The 25,157-nt window shown below is 58.9% G+C and carries 25 protein-coding genes; 13 read left to right on the forward strand and 12 right to left on the reverse strand.

Annotation, left to right across the window (positions count from 1 at the left end; all coding sequences use genetic code 11):
• Positions 1 to 152 precede the first annotated feature (152 nt).
• The 3 genes from F8B91_RS16145 to F8B91_RS16155 are packed head-to-tail and all read left to right on the forward strand — an operon-like array spanning position 153 to position 3,001.
• Entirely contained in the window at positions 153 to 1,457 is a 1,305-nt protein-coding gene (locus F8B91_RS16145; protein WP_196504866.1) for an O-acetylhomoserine aminocarboxypropyltransferase/cysteine synthase family protein, read from the forward strand.
• Between the two features lie 12 nt (positions 1,458 to 1,469).
• Positions 1,470 to 2,483, forward strand: coding sequence for a homoserine O-succinyltransferase MetA (gene metA / locus F8B91_RS16150; protein WP_196504867.1), 1,014 nt, complete (start codon positions 1,470 to 1,472; stop codon positions 2,481 to 2,483).
• Positions 2,480 to 3,001: a flavin reductase family protein gene (locus F8B91_RS16155; RefSeq protein ID WP_196504868.1), complete on the forward strand. Its 522-nt coding sequence runs from the start codon at positions 2,480 to 2,482 to the stop codon at positions 2,999 to 3,001. The genes metA and F8B91_RS16155 overlap by 4 nt, the downstream gene beginning before the upstream one ends.
• A 111-nt stretch (positions 3,002 to 3,112) precedes the next feature.
• Here the strand turns inward: F8B91_RS16155 and F8B91_RS16160 are convergent, their stop codons facing one another.
• Positions 3,113 to 3,571, reverse strand: a complete 459-nt coding sequence (locus F8B91_RS16160) for a cupin domain-containing protein (RefSeq protein WP_196504869.1) — start codon at positions 3,569 to 3,571, stop codon at positions 3,113 to 3,115.
• A gap of 157 nt (positions 3,572 to 3,728) precedes the next feature.
• Here F8B91_RS16160 and F8B91_RS16165 point away from each other — a divergent pair, with 157 nt between their 5' ends.
• On the forward strand, positions 3,729 to 5,063 hold the full coding sequence (locus F8B91_RS16165; RefSeq protein ID WP_196504870.1) for a lipopolysaccharide biosynthesis protein: 1,335 nt from the start codon (positions 3,729 to 3,731) through the stop codon (positions 5,061 to 5,063).
• 28 nt (positions 5,064 to 5,091) lie between these two features.
• On the opposite strand, the gene F8B91_RS16170 is transcribed toward F8B91_RS16165, so the two are convergent.
• Complete coding sequence (locus F8B91_RS16170; RefSeq protein WP_246715299.1) at positions 5,092 to 5,358, reverse strand: phosphopantetheine-binding protein; 267 nt, start codon at positions 5,356 to 5,358, stop codon at positions 5,092 to 5,094.
• 346 nt (positions 5,359 to 5,704) lie between these two features.
• Between F8B91_RS16170 and F8B91_RS16175 the strand changes: the two genes are divergently transcribed.
• Positions 5,705 to 6,940: an acyl-CoA dehydrogenase family protein gene (locus tag F8B91_RS16175; RefSeq protein WP_196504872.1), complete on the forward strand. Its 1,236-nt coding sequence runs from the start codon at positions 5,705 to 5,707 to the stop codon at positions 6,938 to 6,940.
• A 17-nt stretch (positions 6,941 to 6,957) separates the two neighbouring features.
• Positions 6,958 to 7,902, forward strand: a complete 945-nt coding sequence (locus F8B91_RS16180) for an amino acid--[acyl-carrier-protein] ligase (protein WP_196504873.1) — start codon at positions 6,958 to 6,960, stop codon at positions 7,900 to 7,902.
• 74 nt (positions 7,903 to 7,976) lie between these two features.
• Here F8B91_RS16180 and F8B91_RS16185 read toward each other — a convergent pair whose 3' ends face one another.
• Genes F8B91_RS16185 through F8B91_RS16195 form a run of 3 tightly spaced genes read right to left on the reverse strand, consistent with a single transcriptional unit; the run spans position 7,977 to position 10,315 of the window.
• Entirely contained in the window at positions 7,977 to 8,711 is a 735-nt protein-coding gene (locus F8B91_RS16185) for an SDR family NAD(P)-dependent oxidoreductase (protein ID WP_196504874.1), read from the reverse strand.
• A complete protein-coding gene (locus F8B91_RS16190; RefSeq protein ID WP_196504875.1) occupies positions 8,704 to 10,083 on the reverse strand; it encodes a class I adenylate-forming enzyme family protein in 1,380 nt (459 codons plus the stop codon). The genes F8B91_RS16185 and F8B91_RS16190 overlap by 8 nt, the downstream gene beginning before the upstream one ends.
• On the reverse strand, positions 10,067 to 10,315 hold the full coding sequence (locus tag F8B91_RS16195; RefSeq protein ID WP_196504876.1) for an acyl carrier protein: 249 nt from the start codon (positions 10,313 to 10,315) through the stop codon (positions 10,067 to 10,069). The genes F8B91_RS16190 and F8B91_RS16195 overlap by 17 nt, the downstream gene beginning before the upstream one ends.
• Positions 10,316 to 10,388: 73 nt before the next feature.
• Between F8B91_RS16195 and F8B91_RS16200 the strand changes: the two genes are divergently transcribed.
• On the forward strand, positions 10,389 to 11,270 hold the full coding sequence (locus F8B91_RS16200) for an acyl-CoA acyltransferase (RefSeq protein ID WP_196504877.1): 882 nt from the start codon (positions 10,389 to 10,391) through the stop codon (positions 11,268 to 11,270).
• 1 nt (position 11,271) lies between these two features.
• On the opposite strand, the gene F8B91_RS16205 is transcribed toward F8B91_RS16200, so the two are convergent.
• Positions 11,272 to 12,150: a branched-chain amino acid aminotransferase gene (locus tag F8B91_RS16205; protein ID WP_196504878.1), complete on the reverse strand. Its 879-nt coding sequence runs from the start codon at positions 12,148 to 12,150 to the stop codon at positions 11,272 to 11,274.
• Between F8B91_RS16205 and F8B91_RS16210 the strand changes: the two genes are divergently transcribed.
• Positions 12,149 to 13,147 carry an alpha/beta hydrolase gene (locus tag F8B91_RS16210; protein ID WP_246715300.1) on the forward strand — a complete coding sequence of 333 codons (999 nt, stop codon included), beginning with the start codon at positions 12,149 to 12,151 and terminating at the stop codon, positions 13,145 to 13,147. The genes F8B91_RS16205 and F8B91_RS16210 overlap by 2 nt on opposite strands.
• On the opposite strand, the gene F8B91_RS16215 is transcribed toward F8B91_RS16210, so the two are convergent.
• The 6 genes from F8B91_RS16215 to F8B91_RS16240 form a co-directional block, all read right to left on the reverse strand.
• Positions 13,144 to 14,913 (reverse strand): long-chain-acyl-CoA synthetase, encoded by a 1,770-nt coding sequence (locus F8B91_RS16215; RefSeq protein ID WP_196504879.1) that lies wholly within the window; start codon positions 14,911 to 14,913, stop codon positions 13,144 to 13,146. The genes F8B91_RS16210 and F8B91_RS16215 overlap by 4 nt on opposite strands.
• Before the next feature lie 178 nt (positions 14,914 to 15,091).
• The gene (locus F8B91_RS16220) at positions 15,092 to 16,156 is read right to left on the reverse strand and encodes a Gfo/Idh/MocA family protein (protein ID WP_196504880.1); all 1,065 of its coding nucleotides are present in this window, start codon (positions 16,154 to 16,156) and stop codon (positions 15,092 to 15,094) included.
• Positions 16,153 to 17,280, reverse strand: a complete 1,128-nt coding sequence (nagA, locus tag F8B91_RS16225; RefSeq protein WP_196504881.1) for an N-acetylglucosamine-6-phosphate deacetylase — start codon at positions 17,278 to 17,280, stop codon at positions 16,153 to 16,155. Before nagA ends, F8B91_RS16220 begins: the two co-directional genes overlap by 4 nt.
• Positions 17,280 to 18,284: an SIS domain-containing protein gene (locus tag F8B91_RS16230; protein ID WP_196504882.1), complete on the reverse strand. Its 1,005-nt coding sequence runs from the start codon at positions 18,282 to 18,284 to the stop codon at positions 17,280 to 17,282. The genes nagA and F8B91_RS16230 overlap by 1 nt, the downstream gene beginning before the upstream one ends.
• Complete coding sequence (locus F8B91_RS16235; RefSeq protein ID WP_196504883.1) at positions 18,281 to 19,054, reverse strand: GntR family transcriptional regulator; 774 nt, start codon at positions 19,052 to 19,054, stop codon at positions 18,281 to 18,283. Before F8B91_RS16235 ends, F8B91_RS16230 begins: the two co-directional genes overlap by 4 nt.
• Positions 19,051 to 19,917, reverse strand: coding sequence for a BadF/BadG/BcrA/BcrD ATPase family protein (locus F8B91_RS16240; protein ID WP_196504884.1), 867 nt, complete (start codon positions 19,915 to 19,917; stop codon positions 19,051 to 19,053). Before F8B91_RS16240 ends, F8B91_RS16235 begins: the two co-directional genes overlap by 4 nt.
• 133 nt (positions 19,918 to 20,050) lie before the next feature.
• Here F8B91_RS16240 and F8B91_RS16245 point away from each other — a divergent pair, with 133 nt between their 5' ends.
• The 5 genes from F8B91_RS16245 to F8B91_RS16265 all read left to right on the forward strand — a co-directional run bounded on the left by F8B91_RS16245 (position 20,051) and on the right by F8B91_RS16265 (position 25,155).
• Positions 20,051 to 20,968 carry an N-acetylmuramic acid 6-phosphate etherase gene (locus tag F8B91_RS16245; RefSeq protein ID WP_196504885.1) on the forward strand — a complete coding sequence of 306 codons (918 nt, stop codon included), beginning with the start codon at positions 20,051 to 20,053 and terminating at the stop codon, positions 20,966 to 20,968.
• A 14-nt stretch (positions 20,969 to 20,982) separates the two neighbouring features.
• Complete coding sequence (locus tag F8B91_RS16250) at positions 20,983 to 22,239, forward strand: ABC transporter substrate-binding protein (RefSeq protein WP_196504886.1); 1,257 nt, start codon at positions 20,983 to 20,985, stop codon at positions 22,237 to 22,239.
• Between the two features lie 99 nt (positions 22,240 to 22,338).
• On the forward strand, positions 22,339 to 23,256 hold the full coding sequence (locus tag F8B91_RS16255) for a carbohydrate ABC transporter permease (protein WP_196505014.1): 918 nt from the start codon (positions 22,339 to 22,341) through the stop codon (positions 23,254 to 23,256).
• Positions 23,256 to 24,089, forward strand: coding sequence for a carbohydrate ABC transporter permease (locus F8B91_RS16260; protein WP_196504887.1), 834 nt, complete (start codon positions 23,256 to 23,258; stop codon positions 24,087 to 24,089). Before F8B91_RS16255 ends, F8B91_RS16260 begins: the two co-directional genes overlap by 1 nt.
• 7 nt (positions 24,090 to 24,096) lie before the next feature.
• Positions 24,097 to 25,155, forward strand: a complete 1,059-nt coding sequence (locus F8B91_RS16265) for an ABC transporter ATP-binding protein (protein ID WP_196504888.1) — start codon at positions 24,097 to 24,099, stop codon at positions 25,153 to 25,155.
• Positions 25,156 to 25,157: the final 2 nt, after the last annotated feature.

Here is a 25,157-nt window from a genome sequence, read left to right on the forward strand (position 1 = left end):
CGCGCAGTGGCGCGTATTAGCTAAAAATTTATCCAACAAAACAGCCAATTATTAAGACAGGAATTTGAATCAACTTTCTCGCGCGCACCTCCTGTGAGACTCTGCATCTGTGGCAAAGGGCTTGCATAAGTCCTGACAGGAAGATGCAAACGATGCGAAAAGAGACAATTGCAATTCACGCAGGCTACGAGCCGGACGAGGCCGTGAAGTCCGTTGCCGTGCCGATCTATCAGACGGCGGCCTATGCGTTTGACAGTGCCGATCATGCTGCCGCTTTGTTCAATCTGGAAGCTGAAGGCTATCGCTACAGCCGCATTTCCAATCCCACCGTTGCCGTTCTCGAACGCCGCGTGAATGATCTTGAAGGTGGTGTAGGCGCCATGGCCACCGCCAGTGGCCAAGCCGCACTTCATATGGCTCTTATCAATCTCGCTGATCAGGGCGGCAATATCGTCACCGTGCCGCAGCTTTACGGCACCACCCACACTTTGATTTCCCACATCCTGGAACGCCAGGGTGTGGAAGCGCGCTTTGCCGCGTCCGACAAGCCAGCCGACGTGGCCAAGATGATCGATGAGAACACCCGCGCGGTGTTCTGTGAATCAATCGGCAACCCTGCTGGCAATGTCTGTGATATCGAAGGCCTGGCCAAAGTGGCGCATGCCCATGGCGTGCCCTTCGTCGTCGACAACACCGTGGCTACGCCGTTGTTGTTGCGCCCTTTCGAATATGGCGCAGACATCGTCGTTCACTCGCTTACCAAATTCCTTGGCGGCCACGGCACCACTTTGGGCGGCGCGGTCGTTGACGGCGGCACTTTCGATTGGAAGGCCAATGGCAAACGCTTCCCTGCGTTCGTCACGCCCGACAAAAGCTATCACGGCATGATTTATGCCGAGCGTTTCGGTAAATCCGCTTACATTGAACGCGCCCGCAGCGTCTATCAGCGCACCATGGGTGCAGTGCTTTCGCCCTTCAACGCCTTCCTGCTGCTGCAGGGCATCGAAACCGTGGCTCTGCGTATGGAGCGCCACACCGAGAATGGCCGCAAAGTAGCTGAATTCCTGCGCGCCGACAGCCGCGTCGATTGGGTGAATTATGCCGGCTTTGCCGACAGCGCCTACAAGCCGCTGGTCGATAAGTATCTGGCCGGCCGCGCTTCGTCGCTGTTCACCTTCGGCATCAAGGGCGGCATGGATGCCGGCAAGCGCTTCTATGACGCGCTTAATCTCGTTACGCGTCTCGTCAATATTGGCGACGCCAAGTCGCTCGCCTGCCACCCGGCTTCTACCACCCACCGCCAGATGAGTCCGGAAGATCAGCTCAAGGCCGGCGTGAAACCCGAAACGATCCGTCTTTCAATCGGCATTGAACATATCGACGACATCATCGCCGATCTCGATCAGGCGCTGGGTGCCGCGACCGGCAAATCCACTTTTGCCAAGGCAGCGGAGTAAGAGGGCGTGCCCATGTCCCGGATGATTTACAGTGGCAGCAAATCTTTCCAGGCCCCGCGCCTGGAATCGAGGCCCTGGCCGCAAGGGCATGGTGGCCCGGTGCTCGAAATCGGCCTCGTCAACAACATGCCGGATTCTGCGCTGCTGGCCACCGAACGCCAGTTCGTCAATCTGGTGCAGAATGCAGCTGCGGGCCGTTCCGTGCGCATTAAATATTTCTCGCTCCCCTCTGTACCGCGCTCAACACTCACCCAAGACAGGATGCGCGGCCAATATCGTGGCCTCGCCGAGCTGGAAAATTCCACGCTTGATGCCCTGATCGTCACTGGAACTGAGCCCAAGGCGCCGAAGCTGCGCGATGAACCCTATTGGAACGAGTTCAAGACGCTGGTTGATTGGGCCGCTGAAAACACCAAGTCCACCGTCTGGTCCTGCCTTGCCGCCCATGGTGCAGTCCTCCACATGGACGCCATCCAGCGCCGCCCGCTGAAGGAAAAATGTTCAGGCGTTTATGAAGGCGAAGTTCTCGCCAAGGACCCGTTGTTGCAGGGCTTCAGTGCGCCTTTGCAGATTTGCCATTCGCGCTGGAACACGCTGGATGCCGGTGAGCTGTCGCGCGCTGGATACCGCGTGCTCAGCCAATCGATCTTTGCGGGCGTTGATACCTTCACCAAGAATGTCGGCAGCCAGTTCATTTTCTATCACGGCCATCCGGAATATGATGAAGCCTCGCTGCTCAAGGAATACCGCCGTGACGTGACGCGTTTCCTGAACCAAGAACGTGAAAACTATCCGGGCCTGCCGCATGGCTATTTCGATGCTGCTTTGGAAGCGGGCCTTCGCGATTTCCGCAGTAAGGCGGAAAGTCGTGACGTGAATGCCACGCTGGAAAATTTCCCCGAGCTCGCCCCGCGGGCCGGTCTGGCCCAGGACATCGGCTCGACGGCTGATCAGCTCTACCGCAATTGGATCAACGGCCTGTTCGAAAGCGTTTCAGGCGAAACCGGGATGACCGCAAAAGCATGACCGCCCGCGCCCGCATTGATTCTCCACCGCCCGTCAGTGAAGCTACGGGTGCGGAATTCCGTGAAGCCATGCGCCAGCTCGCTGGTGGCGTGAGTGTGGTGACCACCGGCCGTGGCCGCCTGCGCACAGGTCTTACGGCCACCTCGGTAACATCACTGTCCGCTGAGCCGCCGTCACTGTTGGTCTGCATCAACAAATCATCATCAGCTCTGCTCACCCTGCGCGAAACCAAGACCTTCGCGGTGAACATTCTGTCGGCGGGCCAGCAGGATATTGCGGATCGCTTCGCCGGCCGCTCCGGCGTCTTCGGTGCCGCGCGCTACGCCGGTGCTGATTGGGACAGCCTTGCGACCGGAACGCCGGTGCTTGAAGGCGCGCTCGCCAATCTCGATTGCCGCGTTGAAAACATTTCCGAATGGAACAGCCACGCCATCGTCATCGGCCGCGTGGTGGCCATCAAAACGCCGGGTGGGAATAGCCCGCTGGTCTATTGGCGCGGGAATTACGCGGGGATCTGATCCCACAACTCATATCTCCGCCCTCTATCGTCATCCCCGCGAAGGCGGGGATCTGTGTTTTAGTGGCCGGGTAAACAGAGATTCCCGCCTGCGCGGGAATGACGAGCAACGTCAGTTCGCGCTCATAGCCATCGCACCAGCGGGGCGCGTTGCAGTACCACCAGCCTTGCGCTTCAGCTTGTTCATCACGCGGATGGCAAAGCCGATCGGGCCAGGAACTGTGCGGCGGAAAAATGCGAGTTTGCGGATCTGCTGTTCAATGTGCCAGTTCGCCACGGCACCTTTCTTGAAATACAGAACATCGCCCGGACCAAGGCGCTTCGGCGCCATGCCGTCAGCTGAAATCACCACCGAGCCTTCGAGGAAATAGATCGTCTCGTCACTGTCATAGTGCCATTCAAACTTGCCCGGTGTGCACTGCCAGACGATGGTGGTGGCGGTGCCGTCGGCGCTGGTGGCCAGAACGGCATTGCTGGCCATCGGGTCGCCCTCATGGATCCAAGCCGGCTCAATCGGAGAGGGAGAAAGCGCCACGTCAGTCTTGGCGGTGATGATGAGCGGATGGGTCATGGTCACTTTCCGTTGAAAATTTTGGCTATCTGTCAGCCATTAATCAGGATTTTGCTTAAAAAACGGTAAGCTTGTCCAGTGCAACTTGCCGGATTGGTAAAGGGATTTTTAATCGCGTAAGCCCATGTTGCGCCTGAATTCAATTTCGGGAGTTGCCATGTCCAGGCTCTGGTCCTTGCTTACCGGTTCAGCCGGCCTGTTCGTCATGCGCCTCGGAGGCGCAGGATTGGGGTTTATCACCCAGATCCTTTTGGCCCACATGCTGGGCAGCGAAGAGCTTGGCCTGTTTTATTCAGCCACATCGCTCGCAGCTGTGGCGGGCTTCGTCACCTCGCAAGGCTATTCCCAGATTGCCTATCGCTTTTCGGCCCGCTACCGCGACGATCATCACGAGCATCTGTTCCGCGCCTTTGTCTCGCGTGCCACTTATGATGGGTTGATCTGTTCGACGGTTGCCGCAGCCATCGTCGTTGCCATCAGCTTCCTCTATCCCGGCCTCGACCAGATGACCCGCCTGATCTACGCCATGGCCGGCGCCACCATCATTCCGGCTGCGGTTCTGGTGCTTTACACCAATCTGTCAGGCGCGATGCGCAAGTTCGGCTGGTGCTATGTGCCGGATGGTCTGGCAAGGCCGCTGGCATTGCTGGTTTTCGTGGTGGGCCTGCGTCTCGCCCTCGGTGCGATCAGCGCCGTCACGGTCATGTTCATTTTCTCGGCGATTGTGATTGTCACGGCTATTGCCGTGGTGATGGCTTTGCGCCCGTATTTGCCGAAGTTTGAATGGCCGCAGCATTCCGGCCGCAGGCTGGCCCGCCGCTGGCGCGCTGAAGCTTTGCCTCTGGTGATGCTGTCGCTTTACACCAACACCTTTGCCGATGTGAGCATCCTCTTCGCCTGGCCTTTTCTCAGCGCATCCAACCTCGCTGTCTTCGGCGTGTGCCTGAAGCTTTCGCTGCTGATCGGCTATTTCGTACAGACGGCGCAGCAGATGGTCATTCCTGATATCGCCGATGCGCGTGAACGCCGCGATATTCCCGCCATGCGCCGCGCCGCCAAACGGTCTGTTGTCCTGCCGGTGCTGGCCACCAGCAGTGCGGCCATCATCTGTGCCATTCTGGGACGCGAGATCCTGAGCTTCTTCGGCGCTGAATTTGCCGGCGCCACGTCCGTGCTGGTCATCATGGTGGCAAGCCAGGTGGTGCGCGCACTCGCAGGCCCCAGCGCCCATGTGCTCACGCTGTCAGGCGCGCAAAAAATCAATGCCATGCTCTGTGTGGGCGCGCTCATTGTGCTGGCCGCTGCCAATGCCGTACTAGGTCCGCGCCTCGGGCCTGAAGGTGCGGCCTGGGCTGTCTTTATCAGCTATACGGGTTGGATTGCGGCCACTGCGGTGGCGATTACCAGGCTGGGTGAAATGCGCACCGATTTGATTGCGCTGGTGCTCACCCACAAATTCCGCAAATCATCGCATCCGATGCCGGCGGAATAATCCGGCATCGTCATTCTACGAGGGAAGTTTAGGCGACGGCTGCCAGCTTCTGCTTGCTGCTGAGAGCCGAGATCATTTTTTCCACGCTGGCCACCGAGTGGAAATGTTCTGGCGTCAGGAATTCAGCCGGGATCATCATGTTGAACTTGGCTTCAACGCCCAGCATCAAATTCATCATGTCCATCGAGGTGAGGCCAAGCTCAGCCAGGCCGCGTTCCGGTGTCACTTCTACCTTGCAGCCCGAAGACGCCAGAATGGACTTCACCAGAGTTTCGATTTCAGCACGCACGTTCATTCGCATCTTTCCTGTTTTGTCAGACTGGGACAGTTCGGATGACGTCTCGCAAGACCCGTGCCGGAATTTTTGAAATTGAACCATGCGCCAAGTCTTAGCCGGGTTTGGGAAACAAAGTCTTAGCGGCAGCAACCTATAATTGTTTGAATAGATATGAAATTATCAAAGTTGCGTGCCGCTCTCCGATCTTAACGATTGATTAACTTCAGATTCTCTCAGCCTTTGAAAGGCTTGGTGCATTAGCCTTTTCGTAAGCGCGGAGCACGATCTTGGCACACGGAGTGCAAAGAACAGAAAACAACGGCCAGAGGACCATGGCCAGATGTTTCAAAACGGAGTGCAGCAGATGAACGTCATCAATGTGAATGAGGCCAGCAAGCGCAAACATGTGCCGCTTGAAACGGGAATTCCCGCTTCCCTGAAATTGAGCGATCTCACCGCCCGCGTCGCTGAAGTGGCAGCCATTGCCGCCGCGCATGCTGGTGCTGTCGACCGCGACGCGCGCTTCCCCATTGAAGCCATCACCGCCGCCAAGAAGAACCGCTTGCTGGGCGTGCTCGTTCCCACCGAATTTGGCGGCGATGGCGCTGAGATCCATGATGTCATGGATATGTGCTTCGCTTTGGGCCGTGCTTGCTCTGCCACTGCGATGATCATCGCCATGCATCATGTCAAAGTGGCCTGCATCACTCGCCATGGCCGCGGAACGGCCTGGATGGAAAACATGATGCGCGCGATCGCTGATGATCAGCTGCTCATGGGCTCCTCCACCACGGAAGGTAATAATGGCGGCAATGTCCGTTCATCCGCCGCTGCTGCCGAAGTGGCAGATGGCAAGTTCTCGCTGCTGCGCGATGCCTCGGTCATTTCCTATGGTGCCGAATGCGATGGCATCGTGACCACCGCGCGCCGCGCCATTGATGCCGCCAGTTCCGACCAGGTGCTCGTTGTGCTGCGCAAGGCTGACTATGATCTCGAAATCACTCAGGGCTGGGAAGTGATGGGCATGCGCGGCACGCGCTCCACCGGCTTCAAGCTCAAGGCCGAAGGCCTTGCCGAACAGGTGCTGGTCGAAAGCTACGACAAGATCCACAAGGAATCGATGGTGCCTTACGCCCATCTCGTGTGGGGCTCGGCCTGGACCGGCATTTCCGCTTCCGCTGTGGACAAGGCGCAAGCTTTCCTGCGCAAGGTCGCCCGTTCCGCCAATGGCGTGATGCCTCCGGGTGCTGTTCATTTCGGCAAGGCCAAGGCCACGTTGAATCGCGCCCGCGCATTGCTCACCTCGATGGGTGATTATTTCCACCGCATCAAGGACGACAAATCAGCCCTTGCTTCGCTTGAATTCCAAGCGGCCATTTCTTCGCTCAAGATCGAAGTATCCGATCTCGCGGTGGAAACCGTGCTCGCAACCCTGCGCGCCAATGGCCTGTCGGGTTACCGCAATGACGGTGAGTTCAGCGTCAGCCGCGAACTGCGCGACGTGCTGTCTTCGCCGCTGATGATCCACAATGACCGTATCGCCGCCAACATGGCCACCGCGAACTTGATGGCCGCCGTTCCAACCTCGCTCCGCGCTTAAAGAAAGAGACCCGTCAGATGAACATGATTTCGATGAAAGAGTTCAAGCCCAAGGAAACCGTCAAGTCGGCCGATCCGCTGGATCCGCTGCGTGACGTGCTGTTCCATGAAACCGGCGTTGATGGCGTCTATGTCCGCACGGGTCTTTATGAAGGCCTGGTCGAACAGATGGCCGCGATGATCACGAGGCACCGCGAAGCCGGTTGCGAGATCATGCGCTTTCCGCCCGTATCCAGCCGCGCGATGATTGAAAAATCCGGCTATCTGAAAAGTTTTCCCAATTTGCTCGGCTGCGTCTGCGGCCTGCATGGCTCGGAAGCTGAAGTGCTCGATGCTGTGAACCAGTGGGACAAGGGCAATGGCTCCTGGTCCGACAAGACCACAGCGTCTGACCTCGTACTGGCTCCTGCCGCCTGCTATCCGGTCTATCCGATTGCCGCCAAGCGCGGACCCCTGCCCAAGGGCGGCGTGACCTTTGACGTTCTGGCCGATTGCTTCCGCGCCGAGCCGTCGAAGCATCTCGACCGGTTCCAGTCGTTCCGCATGCGTGAATATGTCTGCGTCGGCACTGCCGATGACGTGGCCGCTTTCCGCGACCGCTGGATGGAAAAGGCCCAAGGCATTGCGACCACGATGGGCCTGAAGTTCCGCGTGGATACGGCGTCTGATCCGTTCTTCGGCCGCGTTGGCGCCATCAAGGCGGTGAGCCAGGTGCAGCAGGCGTTGAAGTTCGAACTTCTGGTGCCGCTGCGTTCGGACGAAAGTCCGACCGCCTGCATGAGCTTCAACTATCACCGTGACCATTTCGGCACGACCTGGGACATCAAGGACGTGAACGGCGAACCGGCTCACACCGGCTGCGTCGCCTTCGGCATGGACCGTCTGGCAGTTGCCATGTTCCACACCCACGGCACCGATACTGCCAAATGGCCGAAGAAAGTCCGCGAATTCCTGGCGATGTAATTTCGCTAGAGATTAAATGCAACAGGCCCGGAGCAATCCGGGCCTTTTTATTTTGATCTCGCAGATGAGGACTCTTAAGCCGTATTCCCGGCGTCCACCGTCATCACCGTGCCGGTAATATTCCGCCCGCCATCGCCCATCAGGAATTCCACCATGCGAGCAATATCGTCAGTCTCCGCCAACCGCCGCAACGCCGAGCGCCCAGCAATCTTGGTCATGGCGGCTTCGTCCATGCCCTTGGTCAGCTCCGTCGCGATGAATCCCGGCGCCACGACATTCACCGTGATGCCCATCTTTCCCACTTCGCGTGCCAGCGAGCGGGTGAAGCCCTCCAGTGCGGCCTTGGTTGCTCCGTACACTGACAAAGCATTGTAACCCGTCGATCCGATGATCGAGCCCATATTGATGATGCGGCCTGCACCGTCAGACAGCATGTGCCGCACCAGATATTTGGTCAGCACGATCGGCGCTTCGACATTCACCCGCAGCAATTCCGAAATCTGGCTTTCATACATCGTCGCCAGAACGCCTTCGGTGCCAATGCCCGCATTGTTGACGAGCCCATAAACCGGGCCCAGCTCCTTGCGCAAATCGCGCAGGAAATTCGGAAAGGTCTCAATCGCCTTCACATCCAGCGCCCTGAAATGAATGGGGCCGGCCTTGTTCGCTTCCGCTTCCTTGATCGCCGCCGTCAGCACTTCGCTTTCCGAGCGCGCCACCGCAATCACCTGATAGCCGGCGTTCGAAAGCCGCTTCACGATGGCCAGGCCAATGCCGCGGCTTCCGCCGGTGACGAGAACATTACGCAAGATGGCGCACCAATTTTCCGTTTGCTGAAACTTCAATCACCGGCACCAGCGAAATCAGCGCCGGCACCTTGTGCGCCGGCAGCTTGGCCCGCGCCGATGCCATGATGTCATTCTTGATATCGGGGATGTTCTCATAGCCATCGCTAAGCACCACGTCGGCCACAACAATCGCACCGGTGAACGGGCTCTTGCGTGACTTGACGCGCGACATGCGCACGGCCGGATGCATGTTGAGCGCGGCTTCAACTTCTTCGGGGTGAACCTTCAATCCGCCCACATTGATGATGCCGCCCTTGCGGCCCACGAAATAATAGCGTTGGCCACGCAGCTCCACCATGTCGCCGGTATCGACAAAACCTTCCGCGTCGAGAAGCACAGGGGCCGCTTCGCCCACATAGGTCAGCGCTGCACGCTGCGAGCGGATGAACAGCGTGCCATCCACCACTTTCATTTCCACATGGCCGGGCTTGCCGACTAACGAAGCCGGAAAACCTTCCAGCCCGTCATCTACCGCAAAGCCCACGCCTGCCTCTGTAGAGGCATAGGCATGCCCGATGGCAGCGTTGGGAATCGTTTTGCGCAAACTGTCGAGCACAGCCTGATCAGCAATCTCGCCAGACAAGCGCACATAATTGGGTTTGAACGCAGCCAGTGCGTCGCTCATCAGCGCCTTGCGCCAATGCGAAGGTGTGCCGGAAATATGGGTAACACCGGCGGCGCTCAGGCGCGCCAGATGATCCACCAGAGTCTCATGCGGTTCAGACAAAACCAAGCTGCCGCCGCCCACCAGAGCGCGCAGCAAAATCTGCAAACCGCCATAGCGCCGAATGTCATAGAATGTGGCCCAGACGGGATTGGCAGCCGTGCTGCCAGCAATCGCACCCGTCAGTCCATCCAGCGTATGCGCCACGATCTTCGGGCGCCCGGTGGTGCCTGATGTCAGCATCAGCCATTTTGTATCTTGCGAAGCCATCGGCGGATTCTGGTGGGTGCCCGCAGGCAGCGGCCAGAACGGCTGCGCCACAACGCCAACCCCAAGCTCGCTCCACGGCAAAAGATCATCGGCAATGACGGCATCAATTTCGGCATCGGCCAGAATGGGCGCACGATGTTCCGCCAGCAGATCAGGCGGTGCGAGCAGAATGCGCGCCGCTGTGCCATCCAGCGCGATCAACGCGAGTGCCGCATCCAATTGGTGCGTCACCGCGATCATCACATTGCGGCCAGCAAAGCGCGTGAGTTCGCAGCCCGCAAGCGCCCCTTGCGCGGCTTCGGCCAGTGTTACTCTGCGGTGGCCATCAGCCAGCCAGCGTGTTTCAAGTCCATCGCCCAGTCTCTGGGCGAGCGGCTTGCGATCAGGCCGCAACGGCATGCTCGTAAGACTTGACGAAATCGCCAAGCGTCACCGGGAAATAGGCATCATCAGAAGCGGTGAACGGATCAATGCCCAGCTTGTCTTCCAGCCGTGCCACGAGAATGGCAAAGCACAAAGAATCGAGGCCGGAATCGAGCAGCACCAGATCGTCCGAAAGCGGCGCCAGCGTCTTGTGCTGGTCCTTGGCGATGTCGGCGATCAGCTGATAAACTGTTAACTTTGTTGACATTTGTTGGAACCCTGTTGGTGGATTGGTCACCTCGGGAACCTATCGTTTAATCCTAAACACGAGGTAAGTTTTGATGAGCGTTGCGGCGGCACCCGAGAGAAAAGTGCGGTGTCGGTTAATAGCCGAAGGTGATCTGGAAGCGGTGGCCGACCTGCTGGCCCGCGGCTTCGAGAAGCGCCCGCGCAGCTATTTCCTGAACGGCCTGTTGCGCCTCGCCGCGCGCGCGGTGCCTGAAGGCCTGCCGCGCTTTGGCTATATGCTGGAAGCCGAGGGTCGCGCCGTGGGTGCCGTGCTTCTGGCCTTCTATCAGCGGCCGGGCCTTGATGAGCCCCGCTGCAACATTGCCTCTTGGTATGTGGAGCCCGCGCACCGCATGCACGCCGCCATGCTGTCTTCCATGGCGCTGAAGCAGAAGCAGGTGACCTATCTCAACGTCACTCCCGCCGCCAACACCTGGCCGATCCTCGAAGCGCAGGGTTACAAATGCTATTGCAAGGGCTTGATGCTGGCCTTCCCGGCGTTGTCGGGTTCTGCTGGCGTCAGCATTGAGCGCGTCACGCCAAATACTAAAGCCGTAGCGGGCCTGCCCGATCACGAAGTGCAGATGCTGAAAGAGCAACTCGCTTATGGCTGCGTCAGCCTCATCGCCCGCAAAGGCGGCGCGGCAATGCCTTTCGTCTTCCTGCCGTTCCGCATGCGCTCAGGCCGCGTGCCTCTGCCGCTGATGCAGCTGGTCTATTGCCGCAACGTTGATGAATTCGTGGCCTGCGCCGGCCCCTTGGGCCGTGCCTTGCTCAAGCACGGCAAAATTGGCGTGTTGGTCGATGCCGATGGAAAAATTCCCGGCCTGATGGGTGCCTTCACCGAAAAACGCGGCAAGAAATTCTACAAAGGCCCCGGCCACCCGCAGCATGGCGATTTGCTGGATACCGAGTTCACGCTGTTCGGGCCCTAAATCAGCCCTTGTGCGCGAACTTCCAGTAAAGCTCCCGCGCCTTGGTATAAACGGGCCCGGGCTGCAGCTCGCGCTCATCGATCCGCGTGATCGGTGAAACCTTGGCGAAGTTGCCGCAGGTGAACAGCTCGTCGGCATCCTGAAACGCCTTGTAGCGCAGCATGTCTTCCTTCACTTCATAACCCGCATCGCGCAGCAGCCCGATCATCCGTGAACACGTAATGCCAGCGAGAAATGTGCCATTGGCCGCAGGTGTATAAACCACGCCATCCTTCACCATGAACACATTGGAATTCGCCGTCTCCGCCACATTCCCCAACATGTCGCGCAGCAGGCAATTGCTGAAGCCGCGTTGCTCCGCTTCGATAATGGCGCGTGCGTTATTGGGGTAGAGGCACCCCGCCTTGGCATCGACCGGTGCGTTCTCCGCGGTGGGCCGCCGGAAGGGCGACAGCGTGACGGATGCGCCGGTCGGCTTGGTCATCGGGGCTTCATGGATGCACAACGCCCAATTGGTGCTTTCCGGATCATAGCGCACGCCACCACCCGCCATGCCGGCCTCGGCCCAATACATCGGGCGGATATAGAGCTCAGGCTTCGTGCCAAATTTCGCAATGCCATCTGCCGCCAGATCCATCCACTGCTGATGCGGCACCTTGGCCTTGAGCTGGAAGTTCTCGGCCGAACGGTTCACCCGCGCCAGATGCAGGTCAAGATCGGGTGTGACCCCTTCAAACGCCCGCGCGCCGTCGAAAATGGTGGAGCCGAGCCAGGCCGCATGGCTGCGCACGCCGAGGATTTTCACATTGCCCTCCTGCCACTGGCCCTCGAAATAGGTCCAAGTCTTGGTGATGGCAGAGGCGTGATGTCCGTGGCTCATGATTTTGTCCTGTGCGAATGCTGCGCTAGCTTTGTCACGAATCAATTCCGAAAAGAACCCACGATGCTGCTGGACTGCCATGCCTCTTGATCCCCGCGCCGCCCGCTTTCTGGAGATGATGGCGGTCGGCCGCGTGAAATCGCAGACCCGCGACATTGCTGATCGCCGCCTGGGCCTGCAGAAGCTCATGGCCTTCGCCAAGGCCGACCATATGTCGCCGCCGGGCACAGATTTGACTTTGAATGACTCCATCCCGGCGCGTCTCTACGTGCCGGAAGGTGCGGAGAATCAAATCACGCCCGGCATCATCTTCTTCCACGGCGGCGGACTGGTTGCGGGCTCTATTGATACCCATGACGTCATCGCCCGCGCGCTTTGTGCCTCTAGCAGCTGCCGGTTGATCTCAGTCGGCTATCGCTTGGCACCCGAGCATCCTTTTCCCGCTGCCCTTGACGATGCGATCGCCGCAGGCGGAGCAATTTGCACCAAAGCCGGAAATATTAATATCGATCCGAAACGAATAGCGTTGGTCGGTGAATCCGGGGGCGGTGCGCTGGCTTTGCTCAACGCCCATGAGCTGAAAGAGTTCACCTTTGCGCTGCTTTTTCTGATCTGTCCGGTGCTCGATTTCGCATCCGAATCAGATTCCAGGAGAGAATTTGCCGAGGGATATCTGATTGATAGGGTGGTGATCGAGGGCGATCTGGCGGATGTGCTGCAGGGCAGGGCTGAACGCACCGACCCTCGCGTGTCGCCGCTTCATTTAACCGGGCTGGAAAGGTTGCCGCCCACCATCATCCACACTGCGGAATACGATCCATTGCGCGATGAGGGTAATAGTCTCGCATCGAAACTATCAAACGCTGCTGTGAGGGTGACGCTCCATCAGCATGCAGGAATGCTGCATAATTTCCACGCGCTGGGCGGCATCATTCCACAGGGTCGCGAAGCCCTGCAGGCGATGGGTGAGGAAATCGGGAAAGCCTTGCGCGCCTAAAGCTGCGCGGAACCGGCCATAATGGCATCGAAGCGATCCGGCGTGAGCGGCACATAGCTTTTGGCCGCGTTGTCGATAATCAGCACCGGGTCATTATCCTCTGATGGCGCAAAGCCTTCTTTCGCCAGATCGGTCTTCTTCTGCTTGAACGTCTCAGTCAATTCCATGCCCGAGCGCAGGCGCAGGAACAGCGGACGCGCATAGACGGGCAGCGCCGCAGCTAGAGATTTGTAAACCAGATTCGGATCGAAACCAGGCTCGCGCACAATGGCCGCCATGCCGGCTTTTCCGTCTGAACCGGGAATGGCAACGCCATATACATTCACATCCGCCACGCCGTTGATGGCTGCGATAGCAGCGGCGACTTCCGCAGTGGCGACATTCTCGCCTTTCCAACGAAATGTATCGCCGATCCGGTCGACGAAATAATAGAAGCCCTTGTCATCCAGCCGCATCAGGTCGCCGGTGCGGAACCAGGCATCGCCCTGCTCCAGCACGTCACGCAGAACCTTGCGCTCGGTTTCGCCTTCATCGGTATAGCCTTCAAAGCGCCCGCCGCCGGGGCCGGAAATGCGGCCCAGGGCCTCGCCGGGTTCGCCGCGCTCGGCAGCGATGCACAGCCCATCGGGCCCGCGCAAAGGCTTGCCGGTTTCAGTATCGAATTTCACAATCGCCGCCGGGAAGCGGTGCGAGATGAAAGGCGGGATGCGCCCGATCGAACCCGGCTTGCCTTCAACATTGAACAGCGAAAAATTGCCTTCGGTAGCGGCATAAAATTCCAGGATTTGCGGAATGTTGAAGCGGCTCTGGAACGCTTCCCACACGTCGCCGCGCAACCCATTGCCGCAAGCCAGCCGCAGCCGGTGGTTCTGCGATTCTTCCGAGGCAGCCGCCTTTAGCAGATACCGGCAAAGCTCGCCGATATACTGGAACATGGTGCAGTCCCATTTCACGATATCGGCCCAGAAGCGCCGCGCCGAGAATTTCTCGGCCAGATAGACCGACCCGCCCGAAACCATCATGCTGGCAATGGCGACAACGCCGCCCACACTGTGATGGATGGGCAGGCAATTATACAGGCGGTCGGCGGGCGAAGCTGCCATTAGCCCGGCAAACCAGTGGCCCCAGCTCATCACCCGGTGATGGCTCACATAGGCCGCCTTGGGCAGGCCGGTGGTGCCGGATGTGTAGATCAGCAAGGCGCGGTCGCGGATGGTGACGGAAGGCCGCTGCGACGCGTTCAGCCTTTCGCCGGGAAAGGCCCGCAGCGCAGCTTCAAGTTCGTCTTCAAGAATCCAGAGCCTCGCAGCGGGCGCGACTTCGCGCACGGCATCCGCCAATGCGGTAGCCACAATCACATGCGAAGCCTTCGCCACGTTCAGCGCATGCGCCAGCGATGGCCCGTGAAGTTGCGTGTTGACCAAGGCCACGATTCCGCCAACGGCAGTGATGCCGGTCCATGCGGCAATGTAATCCGGGCAGGTGGGCACAATCAGCGCCACGCAATCGCCGGGCTTCACATTCTGCGCCAGCGCCCAGCGGGCATATTGATTCACTTTGGCCGAAAGCGCGCCATAAGTGAGCGTTGCGGCTGACGAAAGCAAAGCCGGTGCCTGCGGTTGCTTCTCCGCCCAATCGGCAATCACATCAGCAAACAGCCGGTTCGGCTGCGGCTCGATCCGCGCCGTCAATTCCATCGCCTTCAGCCACAGCCGCGAAGGCGGCAGCGGCTTGGGCGGAATGATTTCGAGAGCGGCAACAGACATGGCCGGGATTCTAACCCGGCAGATTCAATTCGATGAAAGTTTTAGCGGGAAAAGTAAATGAGACCTTAATTCCATTAATCCATCATCCCCGCGAAGGCGGGGACCCCGCTCCTGCTCGCGCGTTCGATCTAAGAAAGCGGGGCCCCGGCCTTCGCCGGGGTAACGGTGAAGGGTAAACCTATAACCTCACCACTTCCCCCGTCCGCACACTCTCATCCGCCGCCAGCACAATCTGCAGTGAGCGGATGGCGTCTTCCACATGCGCATCCAGATCACGGTCATTCACAATCGCATCAAGAAACAGCGCCTGTTCCCGGTTGCACAATTCCTGGTGCCCCGGCTCATCGGCCATCGAGATGATCTCATCCTTATTGGCAAACGTGCCCTCTGCCGTCAGCGCCCCGTGATGCAAACGCAGCGCACTCGTCTTGGTATGCGCATCCACATCCGCTGAATCGGTCTTGCCTTCATCCATCGCGATGGAAACCGAGCCCTTGGGCCCGATCATGTCTTTCACAAAGAAGGCCGTCTCGCTCATCATCGGCCCCCAGCCCGCTTCATACCAGCCCACCGAGCCATCATCGAAGCGCACGTGCAGGTGCCCGTAATTATACATGCCGTCCTTGATCTCCGGCGTTAGTTTCACGCCCACCGCATGAACCAGAACCGGCTTCGCCCGCGTCACCTGGCACATCACATCGACATAATGCACGCCACAATCCACCAGCGGGCTGATCGACGCCATGAGATGCTTGTGCACTTCCCATTGCGAACCGGAAGATTGTTGGTTCAGGTTCATTCGCATCACCAGCGGCTTGCCCAGTGTCTGCCCGATTTCGACGAATTTCACCCAGCTCGGATGCACCCGCAGAATATAGCCGATCACCAGCTTGCGCTTCTTCGCCTTGGCCATAGCCGCAATGGCGCGCGCTTCTGCAACGGAATCCGCCAGCGGCTTTTCAATAAAGATGTGGCACCCCGCCTCCAAAGCCATGCGGGCATATTGCGCGTGGGTGTCGGGCCATGTGTTGATCGACACAGCATCAGGCTTCACCGCCTTCAACGCCTCGGCATAGTCGGAGAACTTGGCAACATCCGGAAATTCCTTGGCCAGGTCATCGCGCTTATCGATGCCGCGGCTACAGAGTCCGGCCAGTTCGAATCCCGCATTGGCCGCATAGGCCCGCGCATGACTCACCCCCATGCCGCCCACGCCGACGACGAGAACCCGGATCTTGCTCATTGCCCATTCACCCATGTTTGCTTCACGTGCAGTGTTTCATCCAGCGCCACCAGATTGGCGGCAAAGCCCGCAGCGATCTGCCCCATCTCGCGATCAAGGCCCAGAAACGCAGCCGGGTTGCGCGATGCCATCCGCAGCACATCTTCCAGCGGCCATTGCAGGCGCTCCACGCAGAAGCGCACCGCCTCATCCATCGTCAGGTTCGATCCCGCCAGCGTGCCATCGGCCAGTTCCAGCCTGCCATTGCGCACCTCAACCTTGCGGCCCTGCAGATCGAAATGATCAGGCCCGCCCGCCGCCGGCAGCATGGCATCGGTCACCAAAATCATCTTGTCATGCGGCTTCAGCGCATAAGCCAGCTTCAACACCTGTTCATGCACATGAAAGCCATCGGTGATCAGGCCGACATAGGATGAAGCATCCATCAGCGCGGTGCCCGCCATGCCGGGCTCGCGCGGTGAAACCTGGCTCATCGCGTTGAACAGATGCGTGAAGCAGTTGGCACCCGCCGCGAGTGCGGCGCGAATGTCGGGCTGCTGTGCTTCGGCATGGCCCAGCGACACATGAAGCCCGGCCTGATGCAGCTTGCGGATCTGTTCGGGCGAAACCTTGTTGGGCGCCACGGTCAGCAGCACCTCCCTGTAATCCAGCCCGCACAGCCAGTCTTCATCCGCCTGCGTCATCGCGCGGATCAAGGCTGGGTCATGGGCACCCTTGCGCGCCGGATCGAGAAACGGCCCTTCAATGTGAATGCCCAGAACCTCAGGCGTGTCGGCCATCGCCTCGCGCACGCCCTGTGCCGCGCGCTTCTGGATGTCCGGCGTGTCGGTGATCACCGTGGGCAGCATGCCGGTGGTGCCAAAGCGCCGATGCGCTCGCGCCATCTGCCGCACGCCATCCGCATTCGGTGTGTCATTGAGATTCACCCCGCCACCGCCATTCACCTGAATGTCGATGAAGCCGGGCGCGAGGAGGCAAGAGCCGAGATCCAGCGTGATGGAATCCAGCGGTGCGGATTTTACCGGCAACACATCCACGATCTGCTTGCCATCCAGCAGCACGCCATGGCCTTCCAGCATCTTTGCGCCGGTGAAAATCCGCTTGGCCTTCAGGAAGGTTGCCATCACACGGTCTCGGTCACTTTGGAAAGTTGCTTCGGATGATCGGGGTTGCGGCCCAGCTTCTGTGCCAGCGCCTCGACATTGAGATAGGCCGATTGCACCATCGAGATCGGATCAAGCATTGCATGACCAGCACCCACGAATTCCATGCCCCCATCTTCCACCGCATGCACCTCGGCCCCGATGGAACGGATGCGCGCCAGCACATCATGCGCGGCAGACCGCGAGGCATCATTGGGTGAAAAGGCCAGAACCGGAAAGCCCGGCCGTACCAGTTCCAGCGGCCCATGCATCACTTCGGCAAAGGAAAGCGCTTCAGCATGCAGCCCACAGGTCTCTTTCATTTTCAAAGCGCATTCATTGGCAATCGCCAGCCCCGGCCCGCGCCCCAGTACGTAAAGCGATTGCGCCTTGGCCGCACCCGTAACGAAGGAAGGCCACTGAATCTTCGCTGCTTCTTCCAGCCTGGCAGGCAAATTTTCCAGTGCGTCCAGCAGCGCCTTGTCATCGGCCCAGTGCCCGGCAATCGCAGCCCCCGCTACCAGCGAGGCGATAAAGCTCTTCGTCGCCGCCACGCTCTTCTCCGGCCCCGCACTGAGCGGCAGGAAAAAGTCGGCGCCCTTTTGCGCGGGCGAATCCGGCTGGTTCACCAGCGCGATGGTCAGCGCGCCCGCTTTGCGCGCGGCTTCCTGCAGCGCCAGAATATCGGGGCTCTGGCCGGACTGTGAAATCGTCACGCACACCGCATTGTTGAGCTTCAGCTTGGAATGCCAGACGGAAGCTACAGAAGCGCCTACCGACGCACAAGGCACGCCCAGCAGAATCTCCACCAGGTATTTGAAATAGGTGGCGGCATGATCCGAGCTGCCGCGCGCTGCGGTGAGGATTACAGACGGCGGATGGGTCCTCAACCGCGCGCCCAATTCACTCAGCGCCCCTCTGTTCTGCGCCAGAAAACGCGCCACCACTTGCGGGGCTTCCTGCGCTTCTTTTTTCATCAGGCTCATTGCGGTTGATCCTGCACCAAGGTCAGCTCCGCCACGAAATCATAGAGATCGCCGCGATAGTATGAGGTGGTGAATTCCACCACGCGCCCATCAGCGAGGTATGAAATGCGCTCCATCCGCAAAGCCGGGCTGGCCGTGGCCACGCCAAGCAGCAGCGCTTCTTCCTCATCCAGCGCCACCGCATGCAAGCGTTGCAGCGCGCGCACCGGGCGGAATCCGCCCGCATCAAGTGCAGCATAGAGCGAGCCATGCACCGCCGAAGCATCGGGCAGGAAGCGTTCTGGAAACACCGCATGCTCCAGCGCCATCGGCACATCATTGGCAAAGCGCAACCGCTTCCACCGCGACACGCGTTCGGTGGGCGAGAGTGAAAGCTTCAACGCTTCTTCCGGCGTGGCGATGGCAGATTGCTGCGAGAGTACTTCCGAGCGCGTCGAAAGCCCGCGCAAGGTCATGTCTTGCGTAAAGGAAGTCAGTCGCGACAATGGCTGTTCGAGCCTAATCTCTTGCCCACCCACATAAGTACCAGATCCACGCTTCTGGGTAATTGAACCTTCGCGCACCAATTCGCTGAACGCCTTGCGCACCGTCACACGCGACACATGCAGCAGCTCCGCCACGTCACGCTCCGATGGCATGGCATCGCCCTCGCGCAAATCTCCGGCTGACTTTGCATCCTGCACGATCTTCTTGATGCGCATGTAAAGCGGCGCGTCATCAGCTGCCGTCAAATCTACCTTGGAGAAAACCCGCTGGCCGGGCGTGCTCATGCTTGCGCCCTCCGCGCCATCAATATGGCCCCATCCAGCGCATCCGATTTCGGCGGCACCAGCACGGCGCGAATGTCTTGCGACAGATAAGGCTCATAGGAAGGTGCGAGCCCGCCCATCAGGCTGAGCTGTTTTGCCCCGCGTGAAAGCAAGGTCTTGCCGAGATCAGAAATATGACCCGAACCGGCAACCACGATCTCCTTGGCATGCGGGTCTCCCGCATCCGCCGCCGCAAAGGCTTCGCGCGCCAGAGATGCAAAGTCGCGCGGCACGGCGGAGACCGACCATTGCGTCAGGTCAATCCGGTTATCGCCCGCCTGCGTCATCACTTTCTCGATGAAAGGCGACGATGGCATCATCTTGTCGATCACCAGTGCGGCGCGCTGCGCGGCCTGCAGCCCGATCCAGCCACCCGAACCCAGATCACCCAGTGTAAAACCCCAACCGCCCACCATGTGGCGCTGGCCACCTACCATGCCGATGCCGATCGAACCGGTACCCATGATGAGGATGCCGCCATCTTCGCCCTGGAAGGCGCCCATGCACGCGGCCACACCATCATTCTCAACGACCACGGACGCAAAAGGCAGGCTTTCACGCAGCAGCCGCGCGCCATCGACCGAGCTTGATACGCCCGCCAATCCCAGACCGGCATGCAATTGATCGACAGGTATGCCGATACGATTTGCCGCCGTTTGCGCGGTGGAAATCACCATCGCCACGCCGCCTTCAAAATCCTGATAAACGTTGGAAGGGCCACCCTGCGCTTCGCTCAAAAGCGCTCCCGAAACGTCCCTGATCCGCACCCGGCAGCGACTGCCGCCGCCATCAACGCCAAGGAAATAAGGGCCGGAATGTTGCATAAAGTGGTAATACCAAAAGAATACCAGTCTGTAAACCGATTATTTACCATAAATAAACGACGTAAAATCAATGATATAAATATGGTTAAGAAAATGTTGTAGACAACTGGTAGCATTGTGGTATTGCTGTGGCATGAACAAGGCCGTCCGCCAGACCGAGATCATTTCGCACCTTTCCGCGAGCATCGACACTTGGTCAGACAGCGAAATCCTAGCCAGAATGCTAGATGGCCAGAGGTTGGCCGTAGCTTGTGTCGAAGCGGCCCTACCCGCCATTGCAGAAGCCGCCGAAGCCATCGCCCAGCGAATTCGCAACGGCGGAAAACTCTATTACGCCGGTGCCGGTTCCTCGATCCGTATCGGCGTACAGGACGGTACGGAACTGCCCGCCACTTACGGCATCGACGAGGGCCAACTCGGCTATCTCATCGCCGGCGGCAAAGAAGCCATGTTCGATACCTTGGCCGACAAGGAAGATTCGATCGAAGACGGTCGTGCGGCGGGCGCGATCTGCACACAACGCGATGCCCTCATCGCCATCGCCGCGTCGGGCCGTACGCCTTTCACGCTGGCTGCACTCGAAGAAGCCAAAGCCAACGGCGCTTTTACCATTGCCGTCATCAACGCTACAGATTCAGCCCTTGGCCAAAAGGCTGATGTCGAGGTGCTGCTCAATTCGGGCGCAGAAGTGATTGCAGGGTCCACCCGCATGGCGGCAGGCACCGCGCAGAAAGCCGCCCTCAATTTCATTTCCTCACTCGTGGGCATCAAGCTTGGCGCCGTGCATGACGGCATGATGGTGGCCATGATGCTCGGCAATGAAAAGCTGAAGGACCGCGCCGCCCGCATCGTCGATCAGATCACCGGCTCCGGCCTCAACGCCGCCCGCGAGGCCCTGGCCAAGACTGACCAGATCAAGCCAGCAGTTCTGCTTTGCGCCGGTGCATCCTCAGCGGCAGAAGCAACAAAACTCTTGAACAGCAATGACGGAAATCTGCGCCGCGCTCTGGCGCAGCTCAGCCAAACGACCAAAACCAAACTTCAACACTGATAGGGAGAAAATACATGTTGAAATCCGTAACCAAAATTGCAGCCCTCGCGGCCCTTGGCGTTTGCGCCATGGCAGCAACAGCATCAGCCGGTGACCTGGTCATCGAAAGCTGGCGCAATGACGATGCGGCGATCTGGAAAGACCAGATCATCCCCGCTTTCCAGAAAGGCCATCCCGGCATCAATGTTACCTTCAGCCCCACGGCGCCGAAGGAATACAATGCCGCTTTGAATGCCAAGCTTGAAGGCGGCACAGCCGGTGACATCATCACCTGCCGCCCCTTTGATGCTTCGCTCGAACTCTTCAACAAGGGCTATCTCGCCTCGGTGAATGATCTTCCCAACATGAAGAACTTCTCCGACGTGGCCAAGGCCGCCTGGACCACCGACGACAACAAGACCACCTTCTGCGTGCCGATGGGCGCCGTGATCCACGGCTTCATCTACAACAAGGACATCTTCAAGGAACTGAGCCTGGCCGAGCCGAAGACCGAAGCGGATTTCTATGCCGTGCTCGACAAGATCAAGGCTGACGGCAAATACACGCCGCTGGTCATGGGCACCAAGGACCAGTGGGAAGCTGCCACCATGGGCTTCCAGAATATTGGCCCCAACTATTGGCACGGTGAAGATGGCCGCAAAGGCCTGATCGACGGCACGCAGAAATTCACCGATGCGCCCTATGTCGACACCTTCAAGGCCTTGGCCAAGTGGGGCCCTTACATGGGTGACGGCTACAAGGCCCAAGCCTATCCTGACAGCCAGAACCTGTTCGGCCTTGGCAAGGGCGCCATCTACGCAGCTGGCTCGTGGGATATCTCCACCTTCCATGCGCAGAATGTGAATATGGGCGCTTTCCCGCCGCCGGTGCCGGCTGGTGCCAAGGACTGCTACATCTCCGACCACACCGATATCGGCATCGGCATGAATGCCAAGGGCAAGAACACGGCTGACGCCAAGGTCTTCCTCGACTGGATCGGCTCGGAAGAATTCGCCAACATTTTCGCCAACGCGCTGCCGGGCTTCTATCCGCTCTCCAACGCCAAGGTGGAAGTGAAGGATGAAGTGGCACAGTCCTTCGTGTCCTGGCGCGGCCAGTGCAAGTCGACGATCCGTGACAGCTACCAGATCCTGTCGCGTGGCACGCCGAACATGGAAAACGAACTGTGGACCGTGTCGGCCAATGTGATCAACGGCACCCAGACCCCGGAAGATGCTGCCAAGCAGATTCAGGACGGCCTGGCCAAGTGGTACAAGCCGCAGCAAAAGTAACCGCATGACAATGCGCCGCCTCCAGTCATAGATTGGGGGCGGCTTTTTTATAGAGCGGGGCAACAGGTGGCTGAGCAAACACAGATCGAACTGGTGGGCATGAGCCGCGCACATTATTGGCGCGTGCTGGCCTTCTTCCTGTTACCGGCGGTTCTGGTTTACTCCGCTTTCTCGGTCTATCCGCTGCTCGCCACCATTGTGGATTCGTTTTATCTGCGCCACCCGGGTGCGCCTGAAACCTTCAATGGCCTCGGCAATTTCTACACTTTGTTGGGTGACACCACCTGGTCCAAGCCGTTCTGGAATGCCTTCGGCAACAATTGCCTGTTCTTCCTCATTCACATGGTCGTGCAGAACCCGATTGGTCTCGCACTTGCGGCGTTACTCAGCCTGCCACAACTGCGCCTGCGCAACACCTATCGCACGCTGATCTTCATGCCGACCATGCTGTCGGTCGTGGTCATCGGCTTTGTGTGGCAATTGATCCTCTCGCCGCTTTGGGGCGTGTGGAAAAGTTTTCTCGTCGCGCTGCATCTCGGCTTCCTGTTCGGGCCCTATCTGGGGCAGGAACACACCGCGTTGCTCACGATCTCGTTGATCTCCGTCTGGCAATTCGTCGGGATTCCGATGATCCTGATTTACACGGCACTCCTCGCCATTCCGGATGAACTGGTTGACGCCGCAACCGTGGACGGCCTGAACCAGTGGCAGACCTTCTTCCACGTAAAGCTGCCTTTGATCTGGCCCACAATCGGGCTGGTTTCGGTGCTGACCTTCGTCAACAACTTTAACGCCTTTGATCTGGTCTACGTGATGGAGGGCGCACTCGCCGGCCCCAATTATTCTTCCGACATCATGGGCACGCTGTTTTACCGCACCTTCTTTGGCAACCAGCTGCAACTGGGCGACAAGACCATGGGCTCCACCATCGCCACCATGATGTTCCTGTTCATCCTGGTGGGCGTGATGATCTATTTGTTCCTGATCCAGCGCCGCATGCAGAGATATTCCTTCTGATGAATGTGAAGCGCACGATATCCAAGCTGTCTGTGCACTTGGTGCTGGTGGCCTATACCTGTCTGGCCTTGTTCCCGATCATCCTGGTGATCATGAATTCGTTCAAGGCGAGAAAGGCGATCTTCCTGTCGCCGCTCACGCCGCCAACGCCGAGCACCTTCGATCTCATCGGCTATCACCGCGTCTTTGCCGATGGCGCGGTGGGCAATTATTATTTGAACTCCATCACCGTCACCTTGGGCACGATCTTCTTCACGCTGCTGTTCGGTGCCATGGCCGGCTGGGCTTTGTCGGAATACAAATTCCGCTTCAACAAGCTGATCGGGCTCTATCTCGCCATCGGCATCATGGTGCCCATCCGCTTAGGATCGGTGGCGATCATTTCGATGATCTCAGGTCTTGGCCTGATCAACACGCTCACCGCATTGATCTGCGTTTATGTTGCCCAGAACCTGCCACTGGCCGTGTTCATCCTGGGTGAATTCATGAACCAGATCCCGAAGGACCTCCGCGAGGCGGCGCGTTGCGACGGGCTTTCGGAATATTCGATCTTCTTTCACATCATCCTGCCGCTGTTGCGGCCGGCCATGGCGACGGTTGCTGTCTTCACCATGATCCCGGTTTGGAATGACTTGTGGTTCCCGCTGATCCTTGCACCATCGGGCGGCAAGCAGACCATCACATTGGGCGTGCAGCAATTCCTGGGCCAATATGTGACGGACTGGAATTCCGTTCTTGCAGCTCTTTCGACAGCAATCATTCCGGTTCTGATTTTCTACATCCTGTTCTCACGGCAACTGATCCGCGGCCTCACATCAGGCGCGGTGAAATAGGCAAAGCATGGCGCAAGTCTCAATCAAGTCCCTGAAGAAATCCTATGGCCCGGTTGATGTGTTGAAAGACATCAATCTCGAAGTGGAAGACGGCGCTTTCGTTGTTCTGGTCGGTCCTTCGGGCTGCGGCAAATCCACCTTGCTGCGCGCCGTGGCGGGCTTGGAACCAGTGAACAGTGGTGCGATCAATATCGGTGGCCGCGTGGTGAATGATCTGCCGCCCGCTCAGCGTGAAATCGCCATGGTGTTCCAGTCCTATGCGCTTTACCCGCATATGAATGTGGAAAAGAACATGGGCTTCGGCCTGCGTTTTGCCGGCACCCCGAAAGATGAAATCAAAGCACGTGTCAACGAAGCCGCGCGCATCCTGCAGCTGGACCCGCTGCTGAAGCGCCGGCCGCGCGAGCTTTCCGGCGGCCAGCGTCAGCGCGTGGCGATCGGCCGTGCGATCGTGCGCAAACCGCAAGTGTTTCTGTTTGATGAGCCGCTGTCCAATCTGGATGCAGCGCTTCGCGTCAACACCCGCGTTGAAATCGCCAAGCTGCACAAGCTGCTGAAAGCCACCATCATCTATGTGACGCATGACCAGATGGAAGCCATGACCTTGGCCGACAAGATCGTGGTGATGAACCAGGGCCGCATCGAGCAGATCGGCAAGCCGTTGGATCTTTATTACAATCCCGCCAATCTTTTCGTGGCCCGCTTCATCGGCTCGCCCGCAATGAACACAATCGAACTGACGGTGACGGGCGCCAATGCGGCGCGCACCAAATCCGGCGTGAATGTTAGGGTACCTTTGCCTGCATCATTGAAACCCGGTGACATCGTCACCCTGGGTGTGCGCCCTGAACATCTTTCAGTCACGACAGGTCAGGGCGCGCTGCAAGCCAAGCTTGATGTGGTCGAACGCCTCGGTGAGTTGGGTTACGCGCATTTCGAATATGAAGGTGCGCATCTGATCGCCGAATTGCGCGGCGAAGCCCCGGGCAAGACAGGCGACATGCTGGGCCTCAACTTCGATCCCAAGCACGTGCATCTGTTTGGACCAGATGGGACGCGGCTCTAGCG

The sequence above is a fragment of the Aestuariivirga litoralis genome (assembly GCF_015714715.1).
Classification (GTDB): Bacteria; Pseudomonadota; Alphaproteobacteria; order Rhizobiales; family Aestuariivirgaceae; genus Aestuariivirga; species Aestuariivirga litoralis_A.

Coding starts and splice junctions, on each gene's coding strand:
- F8B91_RS16145 (WP_196504866.1), top strand. CDS start 153: ATGCGAAAAGAGACAATTGCAATTCACGCAGGCTACGAGCCGGACGAG.
- metA (WP_196504867.1), top strand. CDS start 1,470: ATGTCCCGGATGATTTACAGTGGCAGCAAATCTTTCCAGGCCCCGCGC.
- F8B91_RS16155 (WP_196504868.1), top strand. CDS start 2,480: ATGACCGCCCGCGCCCGCATTGATTCTCCACCGCCCGTCAGTGAAGCT.
- F8B91_RS16160 (WP_196504869.1), bottom strand. CDS start 3,571: ATGACCCATCCGCTCATCATCACCGCCAAGACTGACGTGGCGCTTTCT.
- F8B91_RS16165 (WP_196504870.1), top strand. CDS start 3,729: ATGTCCAGGCTCTGGTCCTTGCTTACCGGTTCAGCCGGCCTGTTCGTC.
- F8B91_RS16170 (WP_246715299.1), bottom strand. CDS start 5,358: ATGAACGTGCGTGCTGAAATCGAAACTCTGGTGAAGTCCATTCTGGCG.
- F8B91_RS16175 (WP_196504872.1), top strand. CDS start 5,705: ATGAACGTCATCAATGTGAATGAGGCCAGCAAGCGCAAACATGTGCCG.
- F8B91_RS16180 (WP_196504873.1), top strand. CDS start 6,958: ATGAACATGATTTCGATGAAAGAGTTCAAGCCCAAGGAAACCGTCAAG.
- F8B91_RS16190 (WP_196504875.1), bottom strand. CDS start 10,083: ATGCCGTTGCGGCCTGATCGCAAGCCGCTCGCCCAGAGACTGGGCGAT.
- F8B91_RS16195 (WP_196504876.1), bottom strand. CDS start 10,315: ATGTCAACAAAGTTAACAGTTTATCAGCTGATCGCCGACATCGCCAAG.
- F8B91_RS16200 (WP_196504877.1), top strand. CDS start 10,389: ATGAGCGTTGCGGCGGCACCCGAGAGAAAAGTGCGGTGTCGGTTAATA.
- F8B91_RS16210 (WP_246715300.1), top strand. CDS start 12,149: ATGATTTTGTCCTGTGCGAATGCTGCGCTAGCTTTGTCACGAATCAAT.
- F8B91_RS16205 (WP_196504878.1), bottom strand. CDS start 12,150: ATGAGCCACGGACATCACGCCTCTGCCATCACCAAGACTTGGACCTAT.
- F8B91_RS16215 (WP_196504879.1), bottom strand. CDS start 14,913: ATGTCTGTTGCCGCTCTCGAAATCATTCCGCCCAAGCCGCTGCCGCCT.
- F8B91_RS16220 (WP_196504880.1), bottom strand. CDS start 16,156: ATGAGCAAGATCCGGGTTCTCGTCGTCGGCGTGGGCGGCATGGGGGTG.
- nagA (WP_196504881.1), bottom strand. CDS start 17,280: ATGGCAACCTTCCTGAAGGCCAAGCGGATTTTCACCGGCGCAAAGATG.
- F8B91_RS16230 (WP_196504882.1), bottom strand. CDS start 18,284: ATGAGCCTGATGAAAAAAGAAGCGCAGGAAGCCCCGCAAGTGGTGGCG.
- F8B91_RS16235 (WP_196504883.1), bottom strand. CDS start 19,054: ATGAGCACGCCCGGCCAGCGGGTTTTCTCCAAGGTAGATTTGACGGCA.
- F8B91_RS16240 (WP_196504884.1), bottom strand. CDS start 19,917: ATGCAACATTCCGGCCCTTATTTCCTTGGCGTTGATGGCGGCGGCAGT.
- F8B91_RS16245 (WP_196504885.1), top strand. CDS start 20,051: ATGAACAAGGCCGTCCGCCAGACCGAGATCATTTCGCACCTTTCCGCG.
- F8B91_RS16250 (WP_196504886.1), top strand. CDS start 20,983: ATGTTGAAATCCGTAACCAAAATTGCAGCCCTCGCGGCCCTTGGCGTT.
- F8B91_RS16255 (WP_196505014.1), top strand. CDS start 22,339: ATGAGCCGCGCACATTATTGGCGCGTGCTGGCCTTCTTCCTGTTACCG.
- F8B91_RS16260 (WP_196504887.1), top strand. CDS start 23,256: ATGAATGTGAAGCGCACGATATCCAAGCTGTCTGTGCACTTGGTGCTG.
- F8B91_RS16265 (WP_196504888.1), top strand. CDS start 24,097: ATGGCGCAAGTCTCAATCAAGTCCCTGAAGAAATCCTATGGCCCGGTT.